We start from the raw sequence: 18,930 nt of genomic DNA on the forward strand, positions 1-18,930 counted from the left end.
CTATAATTTATTAATGTCTTCTTCTACTGTTATATTTAATTTTGGTACTGTATAATGTTTTTGGATATTCTCCAGGGTTACGATAATACCTTTTGTATAAGCATTATGTTTATAATTGTAAATGGTTTCCAATACATCAGGATCAATATACCTGGCATTCGAACCATCAATAATTACATTTGTTTCTTTAGGGATATTCGTTAAAACTACCTGTATCGCTGCTTTATTTAAAAATGAAACCTCTTCTGCTAGTTTAATCCTGATATTCTTTTTGTCGCCTTCGTTCGTTATCCTGTAAAAAAAGGGGTTGCGCATATTGGTCCGTAATAAATAAAAAACCGAAACCAACATACCCACAGCCACACCTTTTAACAGATCGGTAAATAATACCGCCAATACTGTAACCACAAATGGTACAAACTGATCCCAGCCTTTGTGGTACATGTGTTTAAATAAACTGATCCTGGTTAACTTGTATCCCGTTACCAAAAGAATTGCGGCTAAACACGATAATGGAATCATGTTAATGAGCCCTGGAATAAATAACAGTGACAATAACAACCAGATACCATGAAAAATAGCCGCCATCTTGGTTCTGCCACCAGCCCCTACATTTGCCGAACTCCGCACGATTACCGATGTCATAGGCAAACCGCCCACCATACCGCTTGTAATGTTACCTAAACCCTGGGCAATTAACTCTCTGTTTGTTGGCGATACACGTTTAATCGGATCGATTTTATCCACAGCCTCAATACTGAGTAAAGTTTCTAAACTCGCTACAACAGCAATGGTTACGGCTACTATATACACATTTTTATTGGCCAGCTGAGAAAAATCGGGCATCGTAAATAGCCCCAAAAATTCGCCGAAACCATTTACTACCGGGATTTTCACCATTTGATCAGCACGTAAAGGATGATCTGTCCCGGCAAAAAGTATAGTTCCAAGAACTCCTAAAGTTACCACCAATAATGGAGCAGGTACAACCGCCAATTTTGGAAACTTAGGCCACAAAATCAAAATAGCTATTGATAACAGACTGATAACTACTGCCGCCAAACTAAAATGGCTTATTGCTGCACTAATCGCAGAAAAAGTGTTTTCGTGATCTTGTTGAAAGAAACCTTCGTCGCCAGTAAAATCGGTATCAACGCCCAATGCATGCGGTAATTGTTTTAAGATTAAAATCAGTCCGATGGCAGCAAGCATTCCCTCAATTACGCTCGAAGGGAAGTAATTTCCAATGGTTCCGGCTTTAACCAGGCCTAAAACCATCTGGAATACCCCTGCCAATACAACAGCAAGTAAAAATGTAGGATAGCTTCCTAATGAGGTTATTGCACCTAAAACAATAACCGTTAAACCTGCTGCAGGGCCACTAACACTTAATTGCGAGCCGCTAAAAGAGGCAACCACAATTCCCCCTATAATTCCGGTAATTAAACCGGCAAATAAGGGTGCGCCAGAAGCTAAGGCAATACCCAAACATAGTGGTAAAGCCACTAAAAACACAACTATACTTGAAGGTAAATCTTTCTTTAAATTCTTTTTAAGAAAATATTTTTTCACGTCCGAACCTGAAAAGGCCGGGTTAAACTTTTGCATAACGATATAATTATCTAGTAAATTTTAACGAATAAAATCGCAGGGGATAAAAAACAAGCTACAAAAATAATTTACGTACTACATAAATTTAAACATAGCAATAACGCCCAATACCATTGAGCAGGCAATTTATACCCCAAAAAATAATGACTAGATAAAGTTAGGCGGAGGTGTTGGTACAGTAGGGTGATATGGGTCTACATATCTTTTAAAATGTTCTATAAAACTGCTCTTCAAAAAGAAATGGCTGGAAGAGAACTCGTAAGAAAAGATAGGATGATTAAGCTCGATGAGTTTGAAATCGGTAAACTTTGCAGTGTCTTTGGCGGCATCCTTTCCGCCTTCATGCTCTAACTCAATTTGCATGATTACAGCATTCATAATTTCCTTGTCAATACTCGTAAAAAATACCGGCGCTCCAGATATACCCATCTTCGACATGAAGATGACCATAAAAGTGGCAACGATTAAATACTTGTATTTCCTAAAAAACATTTAATTTCTAATGCTATTTTAATTCTTATGATTACAAAAGTAAACGGATTATTGGTTTTTCAATACTTTAAGCTGTAAAAAAAATGTAATTTAAGTAAAATGCAGGCACCTTTCAAGCAAAAACAGGGTTCTTTATAACTTTTGAAAACAGTTGGTTCCATTATTATCGGTTAGTTCAGTCCTGCCATCCGCTAAATCTTTTTGGCAAAATTAACTATAATTCAAAATCAATTGAAGCCAAAAAGGATATCGCTTCTATCAGGTTTAGTTAACAACAACCTGCTCCAAACCGTACTATTTTACCTGTAGGCGAATGAAAGATTTGAGTATCGTGCACTCAGCCTAGGTTAAATAAACCCGATTGCCGGGAAGAGCTTCCGATTCTTCATCGGAACTCGTACCAAAAAGCGGGACCAAACCTGCCAAAAGCAAAGAACCAACCGTTTCCAAATATTTATATTTTTTTTCCTTTTAGGAAATGAATGGTCAGTATTTCATAGATGTTGTAGCCTCGTCATCTGTTTTACCTAACATCGCGTGCTTTGAATAAAATAATACCTCGCTTACCTTGCATTACCACTAGTAATTTTTAATTTTAAAACCTCATCGCATTGCAATGGATAAAAAAATAGCATTACTCAAAGATAAAATCAACCAGGCCAATCTTGGCGGCGGACAGGCCCGTATCGACAGTCAGCATAAAAAAGGTAAACTTACGGCCCGCGAGCGTATCCATTTTTTAATGGATGAAGGCAGCTTCGAAGAAATTGGCATGATGGTGATCCACAGAAGCACCGACTTTGGCATGGAACGCGAAAAATACCTGGGCGATGGTGTGGTAACGGGTTATGGAACAATTAATGGCAGATTAACCTATGTTTTCTCTCAGGATTTCACCGTGTTTGGCGGTTCACTTTCTGAAACCCATGCCGAAAAAATCTGCAAGCTAATGGATATGGCCATGAAAAATGGTGCGCCATTAATCGGCTTAAATGATAGTGGTGGTGCGCGTATCCAGGAAGGTGTTGTTTCTTTGGGCGGTTATGCCGATATCTTTTATAAAAATGTACAGGCTTCGGGTGTAATTCCGCAGCTCTCGGCCATAATGGGACCATGCGCAGGTGGAGCTGTTTATTCGCCCGCCATTACCGATTTTATTTTGATGGTAGAAAATACTTCTTATATGTTTGTTACCGGTCCAAATGTGGTTAAAACAGTAACACACGAAGAAGTAACTTCAGAAGAATTAGGCGGTGCCAGCACACATGCTACAAAATCGGGCGTTACCCATTTTGCCTGTGCCAATGAAATTGAGGCTATTAATCATGTAAAGAAACTATTGAGTTATATGCCGCAAAACTGTGAAGAGATAGCCGATCCTTTACCTTACGAAGCAGCTGATGAAAGCCGGCCAGCACTCAATACTTTTATGCCAGAAAATGCTTCACAGCCTTACGACATACGTGAAGTAATTGCTGCCGTGGCCGATGCCGATAGCTTTTTAGAAGTACATGCCACTTATGCAGAAAATATTGTAGTGGGTTTTGCCCGCCTTGCAGGGCGAAGTATTGGTATCGTAGCCAATCAGCCTGCTTATTTGGCAGGTGTTTTAGATAGCAATTCTTCTACCAAAGCAGCACGTTTTGTCCGCTTTTGCGATTGTTTTAATATTCCGTTATTGGTATTTGAAGATGTGCCAGGATTTTTACCAGGTACAGATCAGGAATGGAATGGCATTATCACCAACGGTGCAAAATTATTGTATGCATTTAGTGAAGCTACTGTACCACGCATCACTGTAATTACCAGAAAAGCATACGGCGGTGCTTATGATGTGATGAACAGCAAACATATTGGTGCAGATATGAACTACGCCTGGCCAAGTGCTGAAATTGCCGTGATGGGAGCAAAAGGTGCCGCAGAAATTATTTTTAAACGGGAAATTACTTCAGCAGAAAACCCTGAAGAAAAATGGCTGGAGAAAGAAAAATTATATTCAGATATCTTTGCCAACCCTTATCGTGCTGCAGAACGTGGCTTTGTTGATGAAGTGATTGAACCAGCTCAAACCCGTATAAAGTTGATAAAAGCCTTTAAGATGTTGGAAAATAAGGTGGTGAATAATCCACGAAAAAAACATGGAAATATACCTTTGTAAGGATGGAAGATGGACAAAGTAAGATGGTAAATGGATTGACTCCACCATCATCCATTTTTATATTAAACGTTTTACATATCCAACTCCATCATCCATCTTACATTATTTACATCTTACATAACCTTACATGTTAAAACGAGCGGATATTCTTCTCATGGCTTTTTGCACAGGCCTGATTGTTGCAAATATTTACTACTGCCAGCCTTTGGTCATCTTAATTGCAAAAGAGTTTAATCTTACTGAAACCGATGCAGGAAAAATTACCTACCTCACCCAGATCGGTTATGCTTTAGGTCTTTTCCTTTTAGTACCACTAGGCGATATGTTCGAGCGTAAAAAACAGATCCTCATTATTACCGGACTTGCAATCTTCGCCTTACTGGTTGCCGCGGTTTCGCATACCTTTTTTGTACTGGAAGTTGCATCAATTTTAATTGGTGCCTGCTCTATTGTACCCCAATTGATTTTGCCCTTAGCGGCTAATTTAAGTACAGATGAGAATCGCGGAGCCAACATTGGAATGATTATGAGTGGTTTGTTGGTTGGGATTTTAGCCTCACGCGCAGTAAGTGGCAGTATTGGCTTTTGGCTGGGTTGGAGAGCCGTTTATTATATGGCTGCAGGAATTTGTGGCATGCTCATTCTTTTAATGGCCAAACGTTTTCCACAAAGTTATCCTGCTTTTAAAGGGTCCTATAAAGAACTCATGCGATCAATGTTCAGCTACATTAAAACCCAACCCGTATTAAGGGAGACTTCGATTATTAACTTCCTGGCATTCGCCATTATTAGTGCATTCTGGACAACCATGGTATTATTCCTAGCTAATCCACCCTTTAATTTACAGACTTTACAGATCGGGTTATTTGGAATTGCAGGGGCTGCGGGTGCATTGGCCGCCCCATTAGTTGGAAAATTAAGCGATGGTAACAATCCACGCAAAAACTTAATGATTGGTTTTATATTACAAATCGTTAGTATCGCCTTGTTTTATTTTACCGGCAGCCATTTATATCTGTTTGTAATCGGAATTGTATTGATCGATATCGGTCAGCAAGCCATACATGTAACCAACCAGACCCGAATTTACACCTTAATACCAGAAGCCAGAAACAGGCTAAATACCATTTTTATGTCGGTTAGTTTTATTGGCGCCAGCTGTGGCTCTGCCCTGGGTTTGTGGCTTTGGGGCCAGGGTGGATGGGAATTATTCTGTTATGGAATGACGGGTATAATTGTCCTTAATATTTCAATTTATCAGTTTTACGGAAGAAAAATAAATAAATAACCAATCATAAAAATTTCATGAAATCTAAAAACGTAATCAAAACACTTTCAATCTTATTGATTTGCTTGACCATTTTAGGTAAAGCAAAAGCCCAGGACAGCACCAAAGTAGAACAGCCAACTGAAGTAAAGTCACTTAATAAAATAAGGTTGAGTCTTCTCTCACTACATTATGAACGGGAACAAAAAATAGGAAAACTCACCACAGTTTATGGAGGTGCAGGGTTGGCTGGTACTTTTCTAATAGAATACAATTATAATTACATGGTTGGGGGTAAAACCAAAACCTACTTTGATCTGGCACCAAACCTTTACGCAGGAATCAGAAAATATTATCATTTTGAAAACAGGATTAAAAAAGGGAAAAAAACCATCAACAATGCTTCTAATTATTTTGGGCTAGATGTAAGCAGTTATTTTTCTCCTTTAATTAAAGGTGGCAATCTCAATCAATACAATGTGGTAAATTGGGAGATCGGAATTACCCCGCAATGGGGTTTTCAACGCAGCATTGGCAAGAAAACAAATTTTGAGCTTTCATTGGGTCCAAATATGCGTATTAATAAATATCAAACCTATTATGGCATTGATGGAAGGATAGGCTTCAGCTTTTTATTATAAATATGGTTCAAATTGAGCAAATATTCCCATCGCTAACCTGGCGGATCAGGCATGAGGCGATGTATCCGGAATTACCTTTTGATACGGTTAAACTTCCCGATGATTTTGACGGCATCCATTTTGGATTATACCTCGATCATAAATTAACTGGAGTAGTTTCTCTATTTCATGATGGGGATGTTTATCAGTTCCGTAAACTGGCCATTCTGCCCGATACTCAAAATGCAGGTTACGGCTCACAACTAATGGACTATATCATTGATTTTTGTAAAATTCAAAAAGCGACAAAACTATGGTGCAACGCACGTGTAAATGCTAAGGAATTTTATTTTAAATTTGGCTTCCACGAAACAGATAAAACCTTTTTTAAAGATGGTTACGGTTTTGTAGTAATGGAAAAACAATTATCAAGTTAAGTTTAAAATGAGTATGAAGTCTCAAATCTGAATACTCAAATCTCATATCTATTAAAATGGCTAAGAAAAAAGACGACGAAAAGAAAAAACATGTTGCTGTGGTTACTAAAAAATCGCTGCAATTTCTGGAAGAATACATCAACAATCCTGCTCCTACCGGTTACGAATGGGAAGGACAAAAACTTTGGTTAAATTATTTAAAACCCTATATCGACGAACATTTTATCGATAATTACGGCACCGCAGTAGGTGTTATTAACCCTAAAGCTGATTTTAAAGTAGTTATAGAAGCCCACGCCGATGAAATTTCATGGTATGTAAACTACATCACCAACGATGGTTTAATTTATGTGATCCGAAATGGCGGTTCTGACCATCAGATTGCACCTTCGAAACGTGTAAACATCCATACTGAGAATGGCTTGGTTAAAGCAGTATTCGGCTGGCCAGCTATCCATACACGCCATGGCGAGAAAGAACAGGCTCCGGAGTTAAAAAACATCTTTTTAGATTGCGGCTGCACATCAAAAGAAGAAGTAGAAAAATTAGGCATCCACGTAGGCTGTGTAATTACCTACGAAGACGAGTTTATGGTTTTGAACGACCGCTACTATGTTGGCCGTGCTTTAGATAACCGTGTGGGTGGTTTTATGATTGCCGAAGTTGCCCGTTTATTAAAAGAAAACAAGAAAAAACTTCCTTTCGGTTTATACATTGTTAACTCTGTACAGGAAGAAATTGGTTTACGCGGTGCCGAGATGATTGCCCAGCGCATTAAACCAAATGTGGCCATCATTACCGATGTAACACACGATACTACTACGCCAATGATTAATAAAAACATTCAGGGCGATTTATCGGCCGGCAAAGGTCCTGTTGTTTCGTATGCCCCGGCTGTACAAACCAATTTAAATAAACTATTAATTAAAACCGCTGAGAAAAATAACATTCCATTCCAGCGCCAGGCATCTTCACGTTCTACCGGAACCGATACCGATGCTTTTGCCTACTCGAATGGCGGCGTACCATCTGCATTAATTTCGCTACCGTTACGCTACATGCATACAACCGTAGAAATGGTGCACAAAGAGGATGTTGACAATGTGATCAGCCTGATTTATGAAAGTTTATTGAACATCACTAACGGCCAGGATTTCAGGGAATTTAAATAATGGAAAAAGTAAACCACCAGAAAATTATCATCAGGACTTTGTTAAAGGTTTTATTAATGATTGTTGTTATTATCATTCTTAACTCATGGCCAAACATCAAACAGAGTTTTAGTGGTAATATACCACCACTTAATTACTGGCTCAATCATAGTTTTAAAATAAGTAATATCATCCTCATTTTAGGATTTGGTGGTTATTTTTATTATAAAGATTTAACAGATCAAAAGCAATTGATTGAAAGTTCAGAAAACACCAATCAGTATTAATTTCGCTTCAGATGATGTCATGTTGAGCTTGTCGAAACACCTTTAAAGGCCCTTCGACAAGCTACCATTGACAGATTCCAATAGAAAAATCGTCATCCGATAGCTATCGGATGCGAGGAACGAAGATAACCGAACAATTGAGTTCATGAATACCTTTAAAAACAACTGCAAAATGAATAATCTTAATACGCACGCTAGTAGCGATCGTTGTAAGATTGCTTCGTCGGCTGAAAAAGCCTTCTCGCAATGACGATACCTCTTGGCCTTTCAATTTGCTAAATTATCTGTCATTCTTATTGATTTTTATACAATAAATTACCCATCAGGATGACTAATCTATATTTATGATGCATAGTTTTTCTCGGTGCCGAGCCTGATGGATAAACCCGATGGATTAAAGTCATGGAATACTACCCCAACAGGACAGGGAATCGTTAAAATTATTTAGAACAAATTAGATGTCACCGATTTAAACAATCTTAATCTGAGTTACAGCTCATCTAGTTCAATCCAAACAGGTCCGTGGTCGCTTGTTTTTTCCCATCCCCTAACGTGCATATCCACTCCTGCTGATTTTAAGCGATCGCTCACCTGAGGACTTAGTAAAAAATGATCAATTCTTAATCCGGCATTTCTGCCATAAGCATTACGAAAGTAATCCCAAAAGGTATAGATGGTTTCGGTAGGATATAATTTTCTGATGGCATCTGTCCAGCCCTGGGCAAGTAAATTTTTAAATGCTAAACGTGTTTCCGGACGGAATAAAGCGTCTTCTACCCATCTTTCAGGTTTATAGGCATCCAGCTCAGTCGGAATCACATTATAATCGCCTACTAAAATCACAGGTATATTTCGCGCCAGCAACGTTGCGCTATGTGCAGCAAAACGTTCAAACCATTGCAGCTTATAATCAAACTTAGGGCCGGGTGCCGGATTGCCATTTGGCAGGTATAAACAGCCAATTACCAAGCCGTTTACCATTGCCTCTATATACCTGCTCTGCAGGTCTTCAGGATCTCCGTCCAAACCACGCTTTAATTCCGTTATTTCTAAATTTCTAGCCAGTATAGCTACTCCATTCCAGCTTTTTTGTCCATGCCAGATCGCATTATAACCTGCATCTTTAATCGCCTGTTCAGGGAATTTTTCCTGCGGTGCCTTCAATTCCTGCAGGCACACTACATCTGGCTGAGTTTCTTCCAGCCAACGTAACAGTACAGGCAAGCGGCCATTTACACCATTTACATTATAAGTAGCTATTTTCATTTTATAAAGCTCAACATTAAAACCCAAAAATAGAAGATTGTTGCATTTTTTGAGCTTAAATATTAGACCACATTTTGGTCAAATAATTCAGATAATTTAAAAATTTGAACTTATCTTGCAATTCATATAGCACACAGGTTCAAACAGCCCATGTTCAAAGCAGTTTCAAACAATCCTTCTGCCGAATCAAAAGACATCCATTGGTTTTATAATCAGTATGCACCCATGCTGCTTGGCTATATTAACGGCATCGTGCAAGATCATCAAAAATCAGAAGACCATTTGGTTGCTATTCTTACCTTATTTGTTAAGGACGTTGTTATTTTGCAGGAAAAATGCAGGTTAAATACTTGGCTGGAACTGCGCCAATATGCACAAAGTAAATTAACTCTGTTTATAGCAAAAGATCATCAGTTAAAGCCTAACCCATCCTTAAAAAAGGAAAGGCTGGATTTGTTAGATGATTTACAGAAACGGATATTTTGTGCGATATATTACCATGGAAAATCAATTTCATACCTGGCGGCAGCAATTGGCTGTGATGAAATTGAGATCCGCAATCAGTTAAAATTATCAATCGATAAAATGAGGAGGAAAAGTGGAAATTAGTAAAATTATTGAAAGTGGTTTAATGGAGACTTATGTAATGGGGATTGCCACCGAAAAAGAGGTACAGCAAGTTTTGTCGCTAAAAAAAGAATATCCGGCATTCAAAAAAGCTTTGGAACTGCTCGAATATGACATGGAATTACTGGCACAAAGCATGGGTATTGAGCCGCCGGCAGGCACGTTATCTAAAATTGAGCATGAGATCAATGAAATCCAACGTCGTAACCAGGCGCTACAAACAACTTTCGAGCCCGAATACAGGCATGAAAAATCTAATGGAGAAAGCAGGCAGGAAAAATATATACAGGTAGAATCAGAATCTAACCAAATGCGCGTAAATAAAGCCTGGAAATGGGTATTTATTGCAGTCTTTGTATTAGGAAAAGTATTTTTAGCGTGTGCCATTTATTTTTATCTGGAGAAGAGACAGGCAAAGGAACAAATCAAAGAATTGAAAATAGAACTAAAACAAAAGATCAGGTAAAATTATGCTGAATTTGACAGACAAAACCTGTCTTTTTTAAAACCAATACTAAACTGAAATGTTTAGTTGTTAAGATTCATTCATGTTTGAGCGCATGTTTTGAGTTTAGATATAGGGATAGGCTGTTAGTCTATCCCTTTTTTATGTTAAAACAAGTTTAAGTGTTATTCAGCAATGCCTTCACCTTCTCTTGCAGATTGATAATATCAAAAGGTTTTTCGATGATATCATTGGGCGAACAGCTTAGATTATCCATATTCAAAGCCGAAAACAATATAACCGGCAAGTATGCTGTTTTAGGATTATGCTTTAACTTATTGCAAATTTCCCGGCCATCATACTGACCAATAAGTATATCCAATAAAATAATATCCGGTAAAAAATTAGCGATTGTTTCTTCTAAATTACCAGCATTTAAAATACCTTTTATATGATAATGTTCATCCTCGAAAATTAATTTTATAATATCATGAATGTTCTCATCATCATCAACTATAAGAATTTTCTTAACTAGCGTGTTGCTCATTTGCAGCAAATCTAGTTGAAGTGGCTTAGTTCATACAAGGTATTTATACCCGAATTTACCGAAATAAATAATAAATATTATGCAGCTAAACCAGACTTATAATTTTTAAGCATTTTTTTCAGCAAGCCTCTGGCCACATGTATTTTCGTTTTTACAGTGCCCAGGGGGATGTTTAGCTCGGCAGCAATTTCATGGTATTTATAACCTTCAAAATAACGGCAAAAGCAAAACCGGCAATCCTCAGGCAAAGCATTTAGCGATTTCTGAATATCCTCCATTACAAACTTTGTAGCACCACCATTAGATGATGCACTTGGAACCAGTTGGATGGAAGTTAGATCTTCTTCCTGCTGGATGATTTCATTTTTACGTTTTACCTTATAGTAATGATTAAGAAAGGTATTTTTCAGGATGGTAAAAAGCCATGCCCTCACGTTGCTTCCCATTTCAAATTTAGCTGAAAACCTAAATGCTTTCATAAAGGTATCCTGAACTAAATCGGCAGCATCGTCTTCGTCATGTGTGTAGGCTAATGCGCGATCGAAAAGTGGTTGTTTGTACTGGTAGATGTCGCAATTGAAATTTAAGGTATCCATATTAGTTAAGGCTGATGTAATTATTCAACAAACAGCAATACCTTATGTTATTTGTAAAAATACCCGATTTTTTACGGTTTATTTAAATCACTCAAAAAAGCCGCTAAAATGACCAAAAACACTAGTCTACATAACCATTTCGCATGGCAAAACGGACTAAAGATGCGGAGTTTTTTGTACCGGTTTTACTAATTAAAGCTTCTCTTTGACTCTCTACTGTTCGCCTGCTTAAGTACAATTTATCGGCAATTTCCTGATTCGTTAACCCATCAGCGATGAGTTTTAACACATTAATTTCGCGCTCTGTGAAGTTAATATCAGTATTCATTTTTCGCGAAAGCATATTCAGCTGCGTATTAAAACGCTCTAAAATGGAAATGCATATATTAGAAGAAAGATACCGTTTTCCCTTCATTACGTGTTTTAGGCAAAACAGCAATTCATCTTCTTCAATATCTTTTGACAGGTAAGCAAAAGCACCTGATATTAAAGCATTTGAAGCATACTTTTCATCTTCTAAAATAGACAAAACCACTACCTTTGTGTTGTATCCGCGCTCTTTAATCGAATTGGCTAAAGCTATTCCATCAAGCCTTGGCATTACAATATCTGATAAAATGATATCAGCTTTTGTTCCTTTTTCAAGAAGCTCTAAAACGGCTAAACCGTCTGGTACTTCTGCAACAACATTGATGCCTTCATGTTTTTCTATAAGCGCTTTAAGTGAGGTCCGGATAATATGGTGATCATCCGCAAGAATAATGTTAATCATAATTCAAATATAACTTACGCCATTTTAAAATTAAAACGACTACTTAGGCAGCTCAATATAGAAGGTAGTTCCAACACCAATTTTGCTTTTAAACCATATCTTTCCCTGATGTAAATCAACAATAGCCTTGATTATTCCCATACCAAATCCGCCTGATTCCTCTCCCTTAAGGCCTGGCCTTAAAGTTTCGGGCAATTGGTCAAAAAGGCCGGCCTGCAGCTCTTCCGGAATACCGATCCCATCATCAGCTACAGTAATTAAAACGGAACTTTCATATTCTTCGGCATGTAAAGTAATATTTCCATAATCAGGAGTAAATTTTATGGAATTTGAGATGAGGTTATTGATGACCTGCAAAAATTTCATATTATCCAGGTTCAGATAAATCCGCTCTGCCGAACTGATGAACTTAATGTTTTTCATTTTTCCCAATTTTGATCGTTTATAAAAACGAACCACATCTCTAAGTTCCCAAACCAAATCTGCCCGCTCCTTCCCAATTTCAATTACTGATGATTTTAAAAATTCACGATTAATCATGCTCCGTACCAAAAGCAGGTTCCGCTCACACATCTCCTGAATAAAAGCCAGCGAGTTTATCATCTGCTCATCGCCCGTTTTTGAAATGTCCTCTTTCATAGATGAAGCCGTTAATTTCATCATGCCCAGCGGTTCTTTTAAATCGTGCGCCAATACTTCCAGTGTTATATTCTTTCGGGTATTTATTTGTTCGATGTGAATTTTATTATGGCGCGCCACTGTGGTGTCTTCTACTGTACCCACTAAATGCTTAACATCCCCGTCAATAACAGAAAATACGATTACACGTACATATTTTTCCTTATTGGCAAACAGCAAACGGAATTCATATTTTTTATCCGTATACGCTTCAACGCATTCCTTGCAGCATGACATCACATGTGTTACATCTTCAGGGTGTACACGCTCCAGAAGTAGCTGTGGATTAGTGATCACTTCATTAGGATCGAGTTCCCAAATAGTACCTATCGATTTATTTAGATATGAAAAATTCTTCGCTGTGTAGTTAAAAATAAAATAACCATCAAGAGAACGGTCACCAAGATTACAAAAAAGCTCTTTATTTAATTCGACCATGATTTAATGTTTGATAATCTGCCACTAAACGATATAAATAATGAATCAGCAGTCACACTTGAAACACTATAGGAGTAAAAATGTTTTATTCAAAAAGAATGGGTTTAATTACTTAGCATAAGACCAAGTACATAGCTGTTGATCCACCTTTAGAGATATTAACATTTTCCACACAATGTTTAAAATTATTTGATGCATTAAAACTAACTATTGCCTAAATTGTTAAACATAAAGAAAAGACAAAAAAGTCCTGTGAGCGGGAGATCCGCGGAGGGCAGGCACACCATAAAGAAGCTACAGTTCTTCTTACCAATAGCCATCGCACAGGTGGCTATTTTGTTTTGCATCAGGCGAATTAAAAAACATTTTACCTGTTGAGCTGATTTCTTCACAGCAATTAAATTCGCGACAAAATAAATCATTCTGCGGCGGCGCATAATAAGCAAGCCAAAAAGAAAGAGACCTTCGGAGGTAAAACCTTTTGTATGGCAAAACAATCAATTATACCTCACTAATATTGATTTTGTAAAAAAAATTATTCTACCATGATGACAATTTTATATTTATGAGACAGTTTCTTTTTTGGTGGCTTCAGGTATTTCTAATAATACTTAACTTTTGTTTTCCTTTGGATTGCAATAGTTTAAACTTCACCAGTAAGTTGATAATAGCTTACTCACTGCCAATTTACTTTGCGCTTTGCCTAAAGTCCTCTCTACATTCCCATCCTAAAATCTTACATTTATACAATAAAATTGAACATTCCCTTTATTAATTTGTTAAACCATCATGGACTACATAGACTATTATAAAATCCTCGATTTAAAAAAAGATGCAACCACTGAGGATATTAAAAAAGCTTATAGAAAATTAGCCCGAAAACATCATCCGGATCTTAATCCCAACAATGAAGAAGCCAATAAAAAATTTCAGCAAATTAACGAGGCTAACGAAGTTTTAAGCGATCCCGAAAAACGGAAGAAATACGATAAATATGGCAAAGATTGGCAGCATGCCGATCAGCTTGATGCGCAGCAACAGCAGCAAAGACAATACCAGTCGCAAGGCCAGGGTTATGGTGGCAATAGCTATTCCGGTGGTTTTGGTGGCGAAGATTTTTCTGATTTCTTTTCCTCCATGTTTGGTGGCGGTGGTGGTAGAAGCAGCAGAAATTCACCTTTTAAAGGCCAGGATTACAATGCTGATTTACAGTTAAACCTACTTGATGCCTATACCACCCACAAACAAACCTTAACTGTTAATGGCAGGCAAGTACGCATTACCATTCCAGCCGGTGTAGAAAACGGACAAAAGATCAAACTTCCGGGCTACGGTGCGCCAGGAGTTAATAATGGCCCTCCAGGCGATCTGTTTATAAAATTCAATATTAGCGATGACCCCAAATTCAAACGGAAAGGGAACGACATTTATATCCAGGAGGAAATAGATCTATATACCGCCATTTTGGGTGGCGAAAAAATTGTAGAAACCTTGAATGGCAAAGTCAAACTTAAAGTGCCTGAGGGAACACAGCCAGATGCTACTTTAAGATTAAAAGGCAAAGGGTTTCCGGTTTACAAAAAAGATAACCAATTCGGCGATCTATATATTAAATGGCAGGTTAAAATACCCACCAATCTAAATGATGAACAAAAAGAATTATTCGAAAAACTTTCCAAATTCTAACCATTATGGAAACCTATCTAATACCTGTAGAAGAAATTTGCACTTATCACCATGTAGAAATCAACTTTATCCATTCTCTTGAAGATTTTGGCCTGATCCGTACCACCGTTAAAAAGCAATCTGTCTTTTTGCCTGTAGATGAATTATCTAAGCTGGAGCAATACCTGCGTTTAGCAAACGATCTGCAGATTAATCTGGAAGGTATTCATGCCGTTTCTCATCTGCTTAATCAATTGCAAAATATGCAACAGGAAATAACCGTACTTCAGAACGAACTAAATTATTATAAGCAACTTAACCAGTAATATCTAGACAACCATTGTGAGGTATTTCAGATTAAAAGTGCCAACAAAAACATAACCTTCTAAGATATGTTTCTTAAATTGGCAATCTAATTTTAAAAAATGAGCGATCTTTCTTCAAAATTCATCGAAAAAATAAAATCATCCTATGCCCCTTCGGGATCGTACATTTATTTAGGCGCCGGAATTTTAGACGGACAAGTTTACAGCGAAGCCGAAGTTAATTTATCATTAAAAATGATGAACAGACATGGTTTAATTGCCGGAGCAACAGGAACCGGAAAAACACGAACCCTGCAATTATTAGCAGAACAATTATCAGATGCTGGTGTGCCAGTGTTTATGCTGGATGTTAAAGGCGATTTATCAGGTTTAAACCAACCAGGATCTGTTAATCCGAAAATAGAAGAAAGAGCACAACAACTCAACAAAACTTTTTCGCCAACCGGTTTCCCTGTTGAGATTTACTCACTTTCGGGTAAAATGGGTGCACAGATGCGTGCAACTGTACTTGAATTTGGACCTACGCTATTATCAAAAATTTTAGATTTAAACGACACGCAAGCAGGTGTTTTAGCAGTTATCTTCAAATATGCCGATGATAATAAACTACCAATAATCGATTTAAATGATTTAAAAAAACTAGTCTCATATCTTTCAGAAGGTGCCGGGGCAGCAGAAATCAAAAGCAGTTATGGCAGTATTTCTACTGCAACATCAGGTACCATGCTAAGAAAAATAGTTGCCATAGAACAACAAGGATTAGGTGGTATGTTTGGCGAAAAATCGTTTGATATAGAAGATCTCTTCGAACGGGTTGATGGCAAAGGAACCATTAGTTTGTTAAACATCTCTGATGTTCAAAACCAGCCCATATTATACTCTACATTTTTATTAAGCTTATTGGCTGAGTTATTTAATACCATGCCCGAGGTTGGCGATTTAGACAAACCTAAGCTGGTATTCTTTTTTGATGAGGCCCATTTATTATTCAAAAATTCTTCTAAAGCCTTTTTAGAACAGATAGAAATCATTATCAGGCTCATTCGTTCTAAAGGTGTTGGTGTTTTCTTTTGTACACAGGCACCTACCGATGTTCCGGAAAGTGTTTTAGGCCAGTTGGGTAACCGCGTGCAACATGCCTTGAGGGCTTTTACTCCAAATGATGTAGATGCTCTTAAAAAGACAGTGAATACCTACCCGAAATCAGATTTTTATGAGATCGATAAAATATTAACCTCATTGGGTACGGGACAGGCTTTAGTTACTGTTTTAAATGAAAAAGGTATTCCAACTGAGGTTTCGGCAACCATGCTCACCCCACCAAGAGCCATAATGGGACCGTTAACTGCTGCAGATTTTGATCAGCTTGTTCACGCCAGTCCGATGTACACTAAATATAAAGATGCAATTGATCGGGAAAGTGCTTACGAAATTTTAACCCAGCGCATTAACGACCAAACTGCTGCTGTAGAACAGGAAAAGCAGGAAGCTGAGGCTCAAAAACAGGCCGAAAAGGAGAGCAAACCTAAACCGGGTGAAAAGAGCATTGTTGAGCAGGTAATGGGCGCAACAATAACCCGCCAAATTGGTAAAGAAATTGTTCGCGGTATTTTTGGCATGCTTACCGGAAAGAAAACCCGCTCAAAAACCGGTGGTGGACTTTTTGGATTCTAAACAAATTATTTAACTTTTAAAACGCTCAAATTATTAATTTCGCAATACGAACCAGAGAGGATTATTCCATTAATCATCAAAAAGTTCGGCACTAACAAAAATTAACAAGTAATAAATGAAACCCACCTTATTAATATTGGCAGCCGGTATGGCAAGCCGTTATGGAAGTATGAAGCAGATTGATGGTTTTGGTCCAAATGGCGAAACGATTATCGATTATTCAATATATGATGCAATTAATGCTGGCTTTGGTAAAGTTGTATTTATCATTAAAGAAGAGTTTGTAGATAACTTTAAAGCTATTTTTGAACCTAAACTTGCAGGAAGAATAGGAACAGATTATGTTTTCCAAAATTTCGATTTAAAACAGTTCGGAATAGAAGAAGAAATTTATAGAGAAAAACCTTGGGGTACTGCACACGCAATCCTATCGGGCAGAAACGTAGTTAAAGAACCATTTTGCGTAATTAACGCGGATGATTATTATGGTTTCGATGCCTTTAAAAAAATGGTTGATTTCTTAACCACGGAAGTGACGGATAGCAATTATTCAATTATTGGTTATGAAATTGGCAAAACTTTATCTGAGTTTGGCGCTGTTTCCCGCGGTGTTTGTAAAGTAGATGCAGCCGGTAACCTGGAAGAAATTATAGAACGCACAAAAGTTTATCCTAAAGACGGTAGTATCTTTTACGAAGAAAATGGCGAAGAATTCCCATTGGCCTTTGAAACGCCTGTATCGATGAATTTCTGGGGTTTTACACCGGCAGTATTCAAAATTACAGAAGATCTTTTTAGAGAATTTGTGCAGGCGAACAAAGATAAACCTAAGGCAGAATTTTTTATTCCATTAATTGGCGAAAACCTGGTAAAAAGCAATACAGCAACCTTTAAAGTAGTACCAACCTCAAACAAATGGTTCGGTGTAACTTACAAAGAAGACAAGCCTTATGTTCAGGATAGTATTGACCAATTGGTTAAAAACGGAACATATCCGGAAAAACTTTGGAATTAAATTTTAGATTCTGAAGCTTTAAAAGACTAAGGATACCCTAAAGAAAATACAAAAATTATACAAATAGGTACGGGTTTAATTAACCGTACCTATTTGCTTTCTCCATAAGTAGAAGAAAAGAAATATTCTTCAAAATATCAATAATCTGGTATTTAAATCGCCACAAGCTATTGCAAATAACCTCACACCAATCGCTGATTATCTTGATTTTACCTATGCTGATTACCTTTTTATAAAACCCGTTTCGACAACTCAGCGAAGAAATAGGCCTACCTTTACAACAAACACTGGCTTATGGCTTCCTTTTGTGCCAAATACGTTTTCATTTAATAAGTCTAATAGTAGCTTGCGGTGCAATACGCCAAACAAAGAGAAGAACATGAGAATCAATAATTTTAAAGTCTGGCTTTTTATTTCCGCTTCGTTCCTTTTTGTCCTTTTTACTTTCATAACATTCATTGCATCTGGATTGGTTGATGAAGGGGCCGATGGAAACAGCTCAACTGTACAAGCAATAGCTAAAGCATATTATATTTTCCGTTTCCCTACACATACTTTGTTTTTTCAATTTATGAATGGTCCTATTTTCTTCTTTGGACTATTGATCAATTGTTTGTTTTATGGTTTTTTCACTGAGCGAATTGTTTTTATATTGAGTAAATTAACTACCAGGTTATGATCATATAAGACATTTAAGGTCATATAAGTACTTTTCCAAACCTTCACATGTTTTGAAAATCTGCGAGGCTTAAACACCTGCCATAAACAACAAGCCCTCCTCCATAAACCCGAAAGCAGCGAAAATACTTTTTGAAGTGTGGCCTTAATACAAAGCAATTGCAACAGATGGAAAAGATG

General features: G+C 37.4%; 19 protein-coding genes. 12 read left to right on the plus strand and 7 right to left on the minus strand.

Going from position 1 to position 18,930, the window contains the following annotated elements:
* Together KYH19_RS16045 and KYH19_RS16050 are read right to left on the minus strand one after the other, a co-directional pair.
* Nucleotides 1-1,608 carry a SulP family inorganic anion transporter gene (locus KYH19_RS16045; RefSeq protein WP_219075842.1) on the minus strand — a complete coding sequence of 536 codons (1,608 nt, stop codon included), beginning with the start codon at nt 1,606-1,608 and terminating at the stop codon, nt 1-3.
* Nucleotides 1,609-1,758: 150 nt separating this feature from the next.
* Complete coding sequence (locus tag KYH19_RS16050) at nt 1,759-2,103, minus strand: hypothetical protein (protein WP_132398610.1); 345 nt, start codon at nt 2,101-2,103, stop codon at nt 1,759-1,761.
* Nucleotides 2,104-2,719: 616 nt separating this feature from the next.
* Between KYH19_RS16050 and KYH19_RS16055 the strand changes: the two genes are divergently transcribed.
* The 6 genes from KYH19_RS16055 (at nt 2,720) to KYH19_RS16080 (ending at nt 8,023) form a co-directional block, all read left to right on the plus strand.
* A complete protein-coding gene (locus KYH19_RS16055; RefSeq protein WP_219075843.1) occupies nt 2,720-4,261 on the plus strand; it encodes an acyl-CoA carboxylase subunit beta in 1,542 nt (513 codons plus the stop codon).
* Between the two features lie 127 nt (nt 4,262-4,388).
* Nucleotides 4,389-5,549 carry an MFS transporter gene (locus KYH19_RS16060; RefSeq protein WP_255562447.1) on the plus strand — a complete coding sequence of 387 codons (1,161 nt, stop codon included), beginning with the start codon at nt 4,389-4,391 and terminating at the stop codon, nt 5,547-5,549.
* Between the two features lie 17 nt (nt 5,550-5,566).
* Nucleotides 5,567-6,169 (plus strand): hypothetical protein, encoded by a 603-nt coding sequence (locus KYH19_RS16065; RefSeq protein WP_219075844.1) that lies wholly within the window; start codon nt 5,567-5,569, stop codon nt 6,167-6,169.
* A gap of 2 nt (nt 6,170-6,171) precedes the next feature.
* Nucleotides 6,172-6,585 (plus strand): GNAT family N-acetyltransferase, encoded by a 414-nt coding sequence (locus KYH19_RS16070; protein ID WP_255562448.1) that lies wholly within the window; start codon nt 6,172-6,174, stop codon nt 6,583-6,585.
* A 56-nt stretch (nt 6,586-6,641) separates the two neighbouring features.
* The gene (locus KYH19_RS16075) at nt 6,642-7,757 is read left to right on the plus strand and encodes a M42 family metallopeptidase (protein WP_219075845.1); all 1,116 of its coding nucleotides are present in this window, start codon (nt 6,642-6,644) and stop codon (nt 7,755-7,757) included.
* A complete protein-coding gene (locus KYH19_RS16080) occupies nt 7,757-8,023 on the plus strand; it encodes a hypothetical protein (RefSeq protein ID WP_219075846.1) in 267 nt (88 codons plus the stop codon). Before KYH19_RS16075 ends, KYH19_RS16080 begins: the two co-directional genes overlap by 1 nt.
* A 489-nt stretch (nt 8,024-8,512) precedes the next feature.
* Here KYH19_RS16080 and xth read toward each other — a convergent pair whose 3' ends face one another.
* Nucleotides 8,513-9,289 (minus strand): exodeoxyribonuclease III, encoded by a 777-nt coding sequence (xth, locus tag KYH19_RS16085; RefSeq protein ID WP_219075847.1) that lies wholly within the window; start codon nt 9,287-9,289, stop codon nt 8,513-8,515.
* A 150-nt stretch (nt 9,290-9,439) separates the two neighbouring features.
* On the opposite strand from xth, the gene KYH19_RS16090 reads away from it, so the two are divergent.
* The gene (locus tag KYH19_RS16090) at nt 9,440-9,898 is read left to right on the plus strand and encodes a hypothetical protein (protein WP_219075848.1); all 459 of its coding nucleotides are present in this window, start codon (nt 9,440-9,442) and stop codon (nt 9,896-9,898) included.
* Nucleotides 9,888-10,382, plus strand: coding sequence for a hypothetical protein (locus KYH19_RS16095; RefSeq protein ID WP_219075849.1), 495 nt, complete (start codon nt 9,888-9,890; stop codon nt 10,380-10,382). Before KYH19_RS16090 ends, KYH19_RS16095 begins: the two co-directional genes overlap by 11 nt.
* A 157-nt stretch (nt 10,383-10,539) precedes the next feature.
* Here the strand turns inward: KYH19_RS16095 and KYH19_RS16100 are convergent, their stop codons facing one another.
* The 4 genes from KYH19_RS16100 to KYH19_RS16115 form a co-directional block, all read right to left on the minus strand.
* A complete protein-coding gene (locus KYH19_RS16100) occupies nt 10,540-10,908 on the minus strand; it encodes a PleD family two-component system response regulator (protein ID WP_219075850.1) in 369 nt (122 codons plus the stop codon).
* A 77-nt stretch (nt 10,909-10,985) separates the two neighbouring features.
* Entirely contained in the window at nt 10,986-11,504 is a 519-nt protein-coding gene (locus tag KYH19_RS16105) for an RNA polymerase sigma factor (RefSeq protein WP_219075851.1), read from the minus strand.
* 121 nt (nt 11,505-11,625) lie between these two features.
* Nucleotides 11,626-12,276, minus strand: coding sequence for a response regulator transcription factor (locus KYH19_RS16110; RefSeq protein WP_219075852.1), 651 nt, complete (start codon nt 12,274-12,276; stop codon nt 11,626-11,628).
* A gap of 39 nt (nt 12,277-12,315) precedes the next feature.
* Entirely contained in the window at nt 12,316-13,392 is a 1,077-nt protein-coding gene (locus KYH19_RS16115) for a PAS domain-containing sensor histidine kinase (RefSeq protein WP_219075853.1), read from the minus strand.
* A gap of 789 nt (nt 13,393-14,181) precedes the next feature.
* On the opposite strand from KYH19_RS16115, the gene KYH19_RS16120 reads away from it, so the two are divergent.
* The 4 genes from KYH19_RS16120 (at nt 14,182) to KYH19_RS16135 (ending at nt 18,072) form a co-directional block, all read left to right on the plus strand.
* Nucleotides 14,182-15,078 (plus strand): DnaJ C-terminal domain-containing protein, encoded by an 897-nt coding sequence (locus KYH19_RS16120; RefSeq protein WP_219075854.1) that lies wholly within the window; start codon nt 14,182-14,184, stop codon nt 15,076-15,078.
* Between the two features lie 5 nt (nt 15,079-15,083).
* Complete coding sequence (locus tag KYH19_RS16125; RefSeq protein ID WP_132398582.1) at nt 15,084-15,383, plus strand: chaperone modulator CbpM; 300 nt, start codon at nt 15,084-15,086, stop codon at nt 15,381-15,383.
* 99 nt (nt 15,384-15,482) lie between these two features.
* Nucleotides 15,483-17,057, plus strand: a complete 1,575-nt coding sequence (locus tag KYH19_RS16130) for a helicase HerA-like domain-containing protein (RefSeq protein ID WP_219075855.1) — start codon at nt 15,483-15,485, stop codon at nt 17,055-17,057.
* Between the two features lie 115 nt (nt 17,058-17,172).
* Nucleotides 17,173-18,072, plus strand: a complete 900-nt coding sequence (locus KYH19_RS16135) for a sugar phosphate nucleotidyltransferase (protein WP_219075856.1) — start codon at nt 17,173-17,175, stop codon at nt 18,070-18,072.
* Nucleotides 18,073-18,930 lie beyond the last annotated feature (858 nt).

The organism is Pedobacter sp. D749, from assembly GCF_019317285.1.
In the GTDB taxonomy this organism is placed as follows: Bacteria; Bacteroidota; Bacteroidia; order Sphingobacteriales; family Sphingobacteriaceae; genus Pedobacter.

Bases quoted from the DNA above. Each gene is read 5' to 3' on its own strand.
- KYH19_RS16045 (WP_219075842.1), bottom strand. From the start codon at position 1,608: ATGCAAAAGTTTAACCCGGCCTTTTCAGGTTCGGACGTGAAAAAATAT.
- KYH19_RS16050 (WP_132398610.1), bottom strand. From the start codon at position 2,103: ATGTTTTTTAGGAAATACAAGTATTTAATCGTTGCCACTTTTATGGTC.
- KYH19_RS16055 (WP_219075843.1), top strand. From the start codon at position 2,720: ATGGATAAAAAAATAGCATTACTCAAAGATAAAATCAACCAGGCCAAT.
- KYH19_RS16060 (WP_255562447.1), top strand. From the start codon at position 4,389: ATGTTAAAACGAGCGGATATTCTTCTCATGGCTTTTTGCACAGGCCTG.
- KYH19_RS16065 (WP_219075844.1), top strand. From the start codon at position 5,567: ATGAAATCTAAAAACGTAATCAAAACACTTTCAATCTTATTGATTTGC.
- KYH19_RS16070 (WP_255562448.1), top strand. From the start codon at position 6,172: ATGGTTCAAATTGAGCAAATATTCCCATCGCTAACCTGGCGGATCAGG.
- KYH19_RS16075 (WP_219075845.1), top strand. From the start codon at position 6,642: ATGGCTAAGAAAAAAGACGACGAAAAGAAAAAACATGTTGCTGTGGTT.
- KYH19_RS16080 (WP_219075846.1), top strand. From the start codon at position 7,757: ATGGAAAAAGTAAACCACCAGAAAATTATCATCAGGACTTTGTTAAAG.
- xth (WP_219075847.1), bottom strand. From the start codon at position 9,289: ATGAAAATAGCTACTTATAATGTAAATGGTGTAAATGGCCGCTTGCCT.
- KYH19_RS16090 (WP_219075848.1), top strand. From the start codon at position 9,440: ATGTTCAAAGCAGTTTCAAACAATCCTTCTGCCGAATCAAAAGACATC.
- KYH19_RS16100 (WP_219075850.1), bottom strand. From the start codon at position 10,908: ATGAGCAACACGCTAGTTAAGAAAATTCTTATAGTTGATGATGATGAG.
- KYH19_RS16105 (WP_219075851.1), bottom strand. From the start codon at position 11,504: ATGGATACCTTAAATTTCAATTGCGACATCTACCAGTACAAACAACCA.
- KYH19_RS16110 (WP_219075852.1), bottom strand. From the start codon at position 12,276: ATGATTAACATTATTCTTGCGGATGATCACCATATTATCCGGACCTCA.
- KYH19_RS16115 (WP_219075853.1), bottom strand. From the start codon at position 13,392: ATGGTCGAATTAAATAAAGAGCTTTTTTGTAATCTTGGTGACCGTTCT.
- KYH19_RS16120 (WP_219075854.1), top strand. From the start codon at position 14,182: ATGGACTACATAGACTATTATAAAATCCTCGATTTAAAAAAAGATGCA.
- KYH19_RS16125 (WP_132398582.1), top strand. From the start codon at position 15,084: ATGGAAACCTATCTAATACCTGTAGAAGAAATTTGCACTTATCACCAT.
- KYH19_RS16130 (WP_219075855.1), top strand. From the start codon at position 15,483: ATGAGCGATCTTTCTTCAAAATTCATCGAAAAAATAAAATCATCCTAT.
- KYH19_RS16135 (WP_219075856.1), top strand. From the start codon at position 17,173: ATGAAACCCACCTTATTAATATTGGCAGCCGGTATGGCAAGCCGTTAT.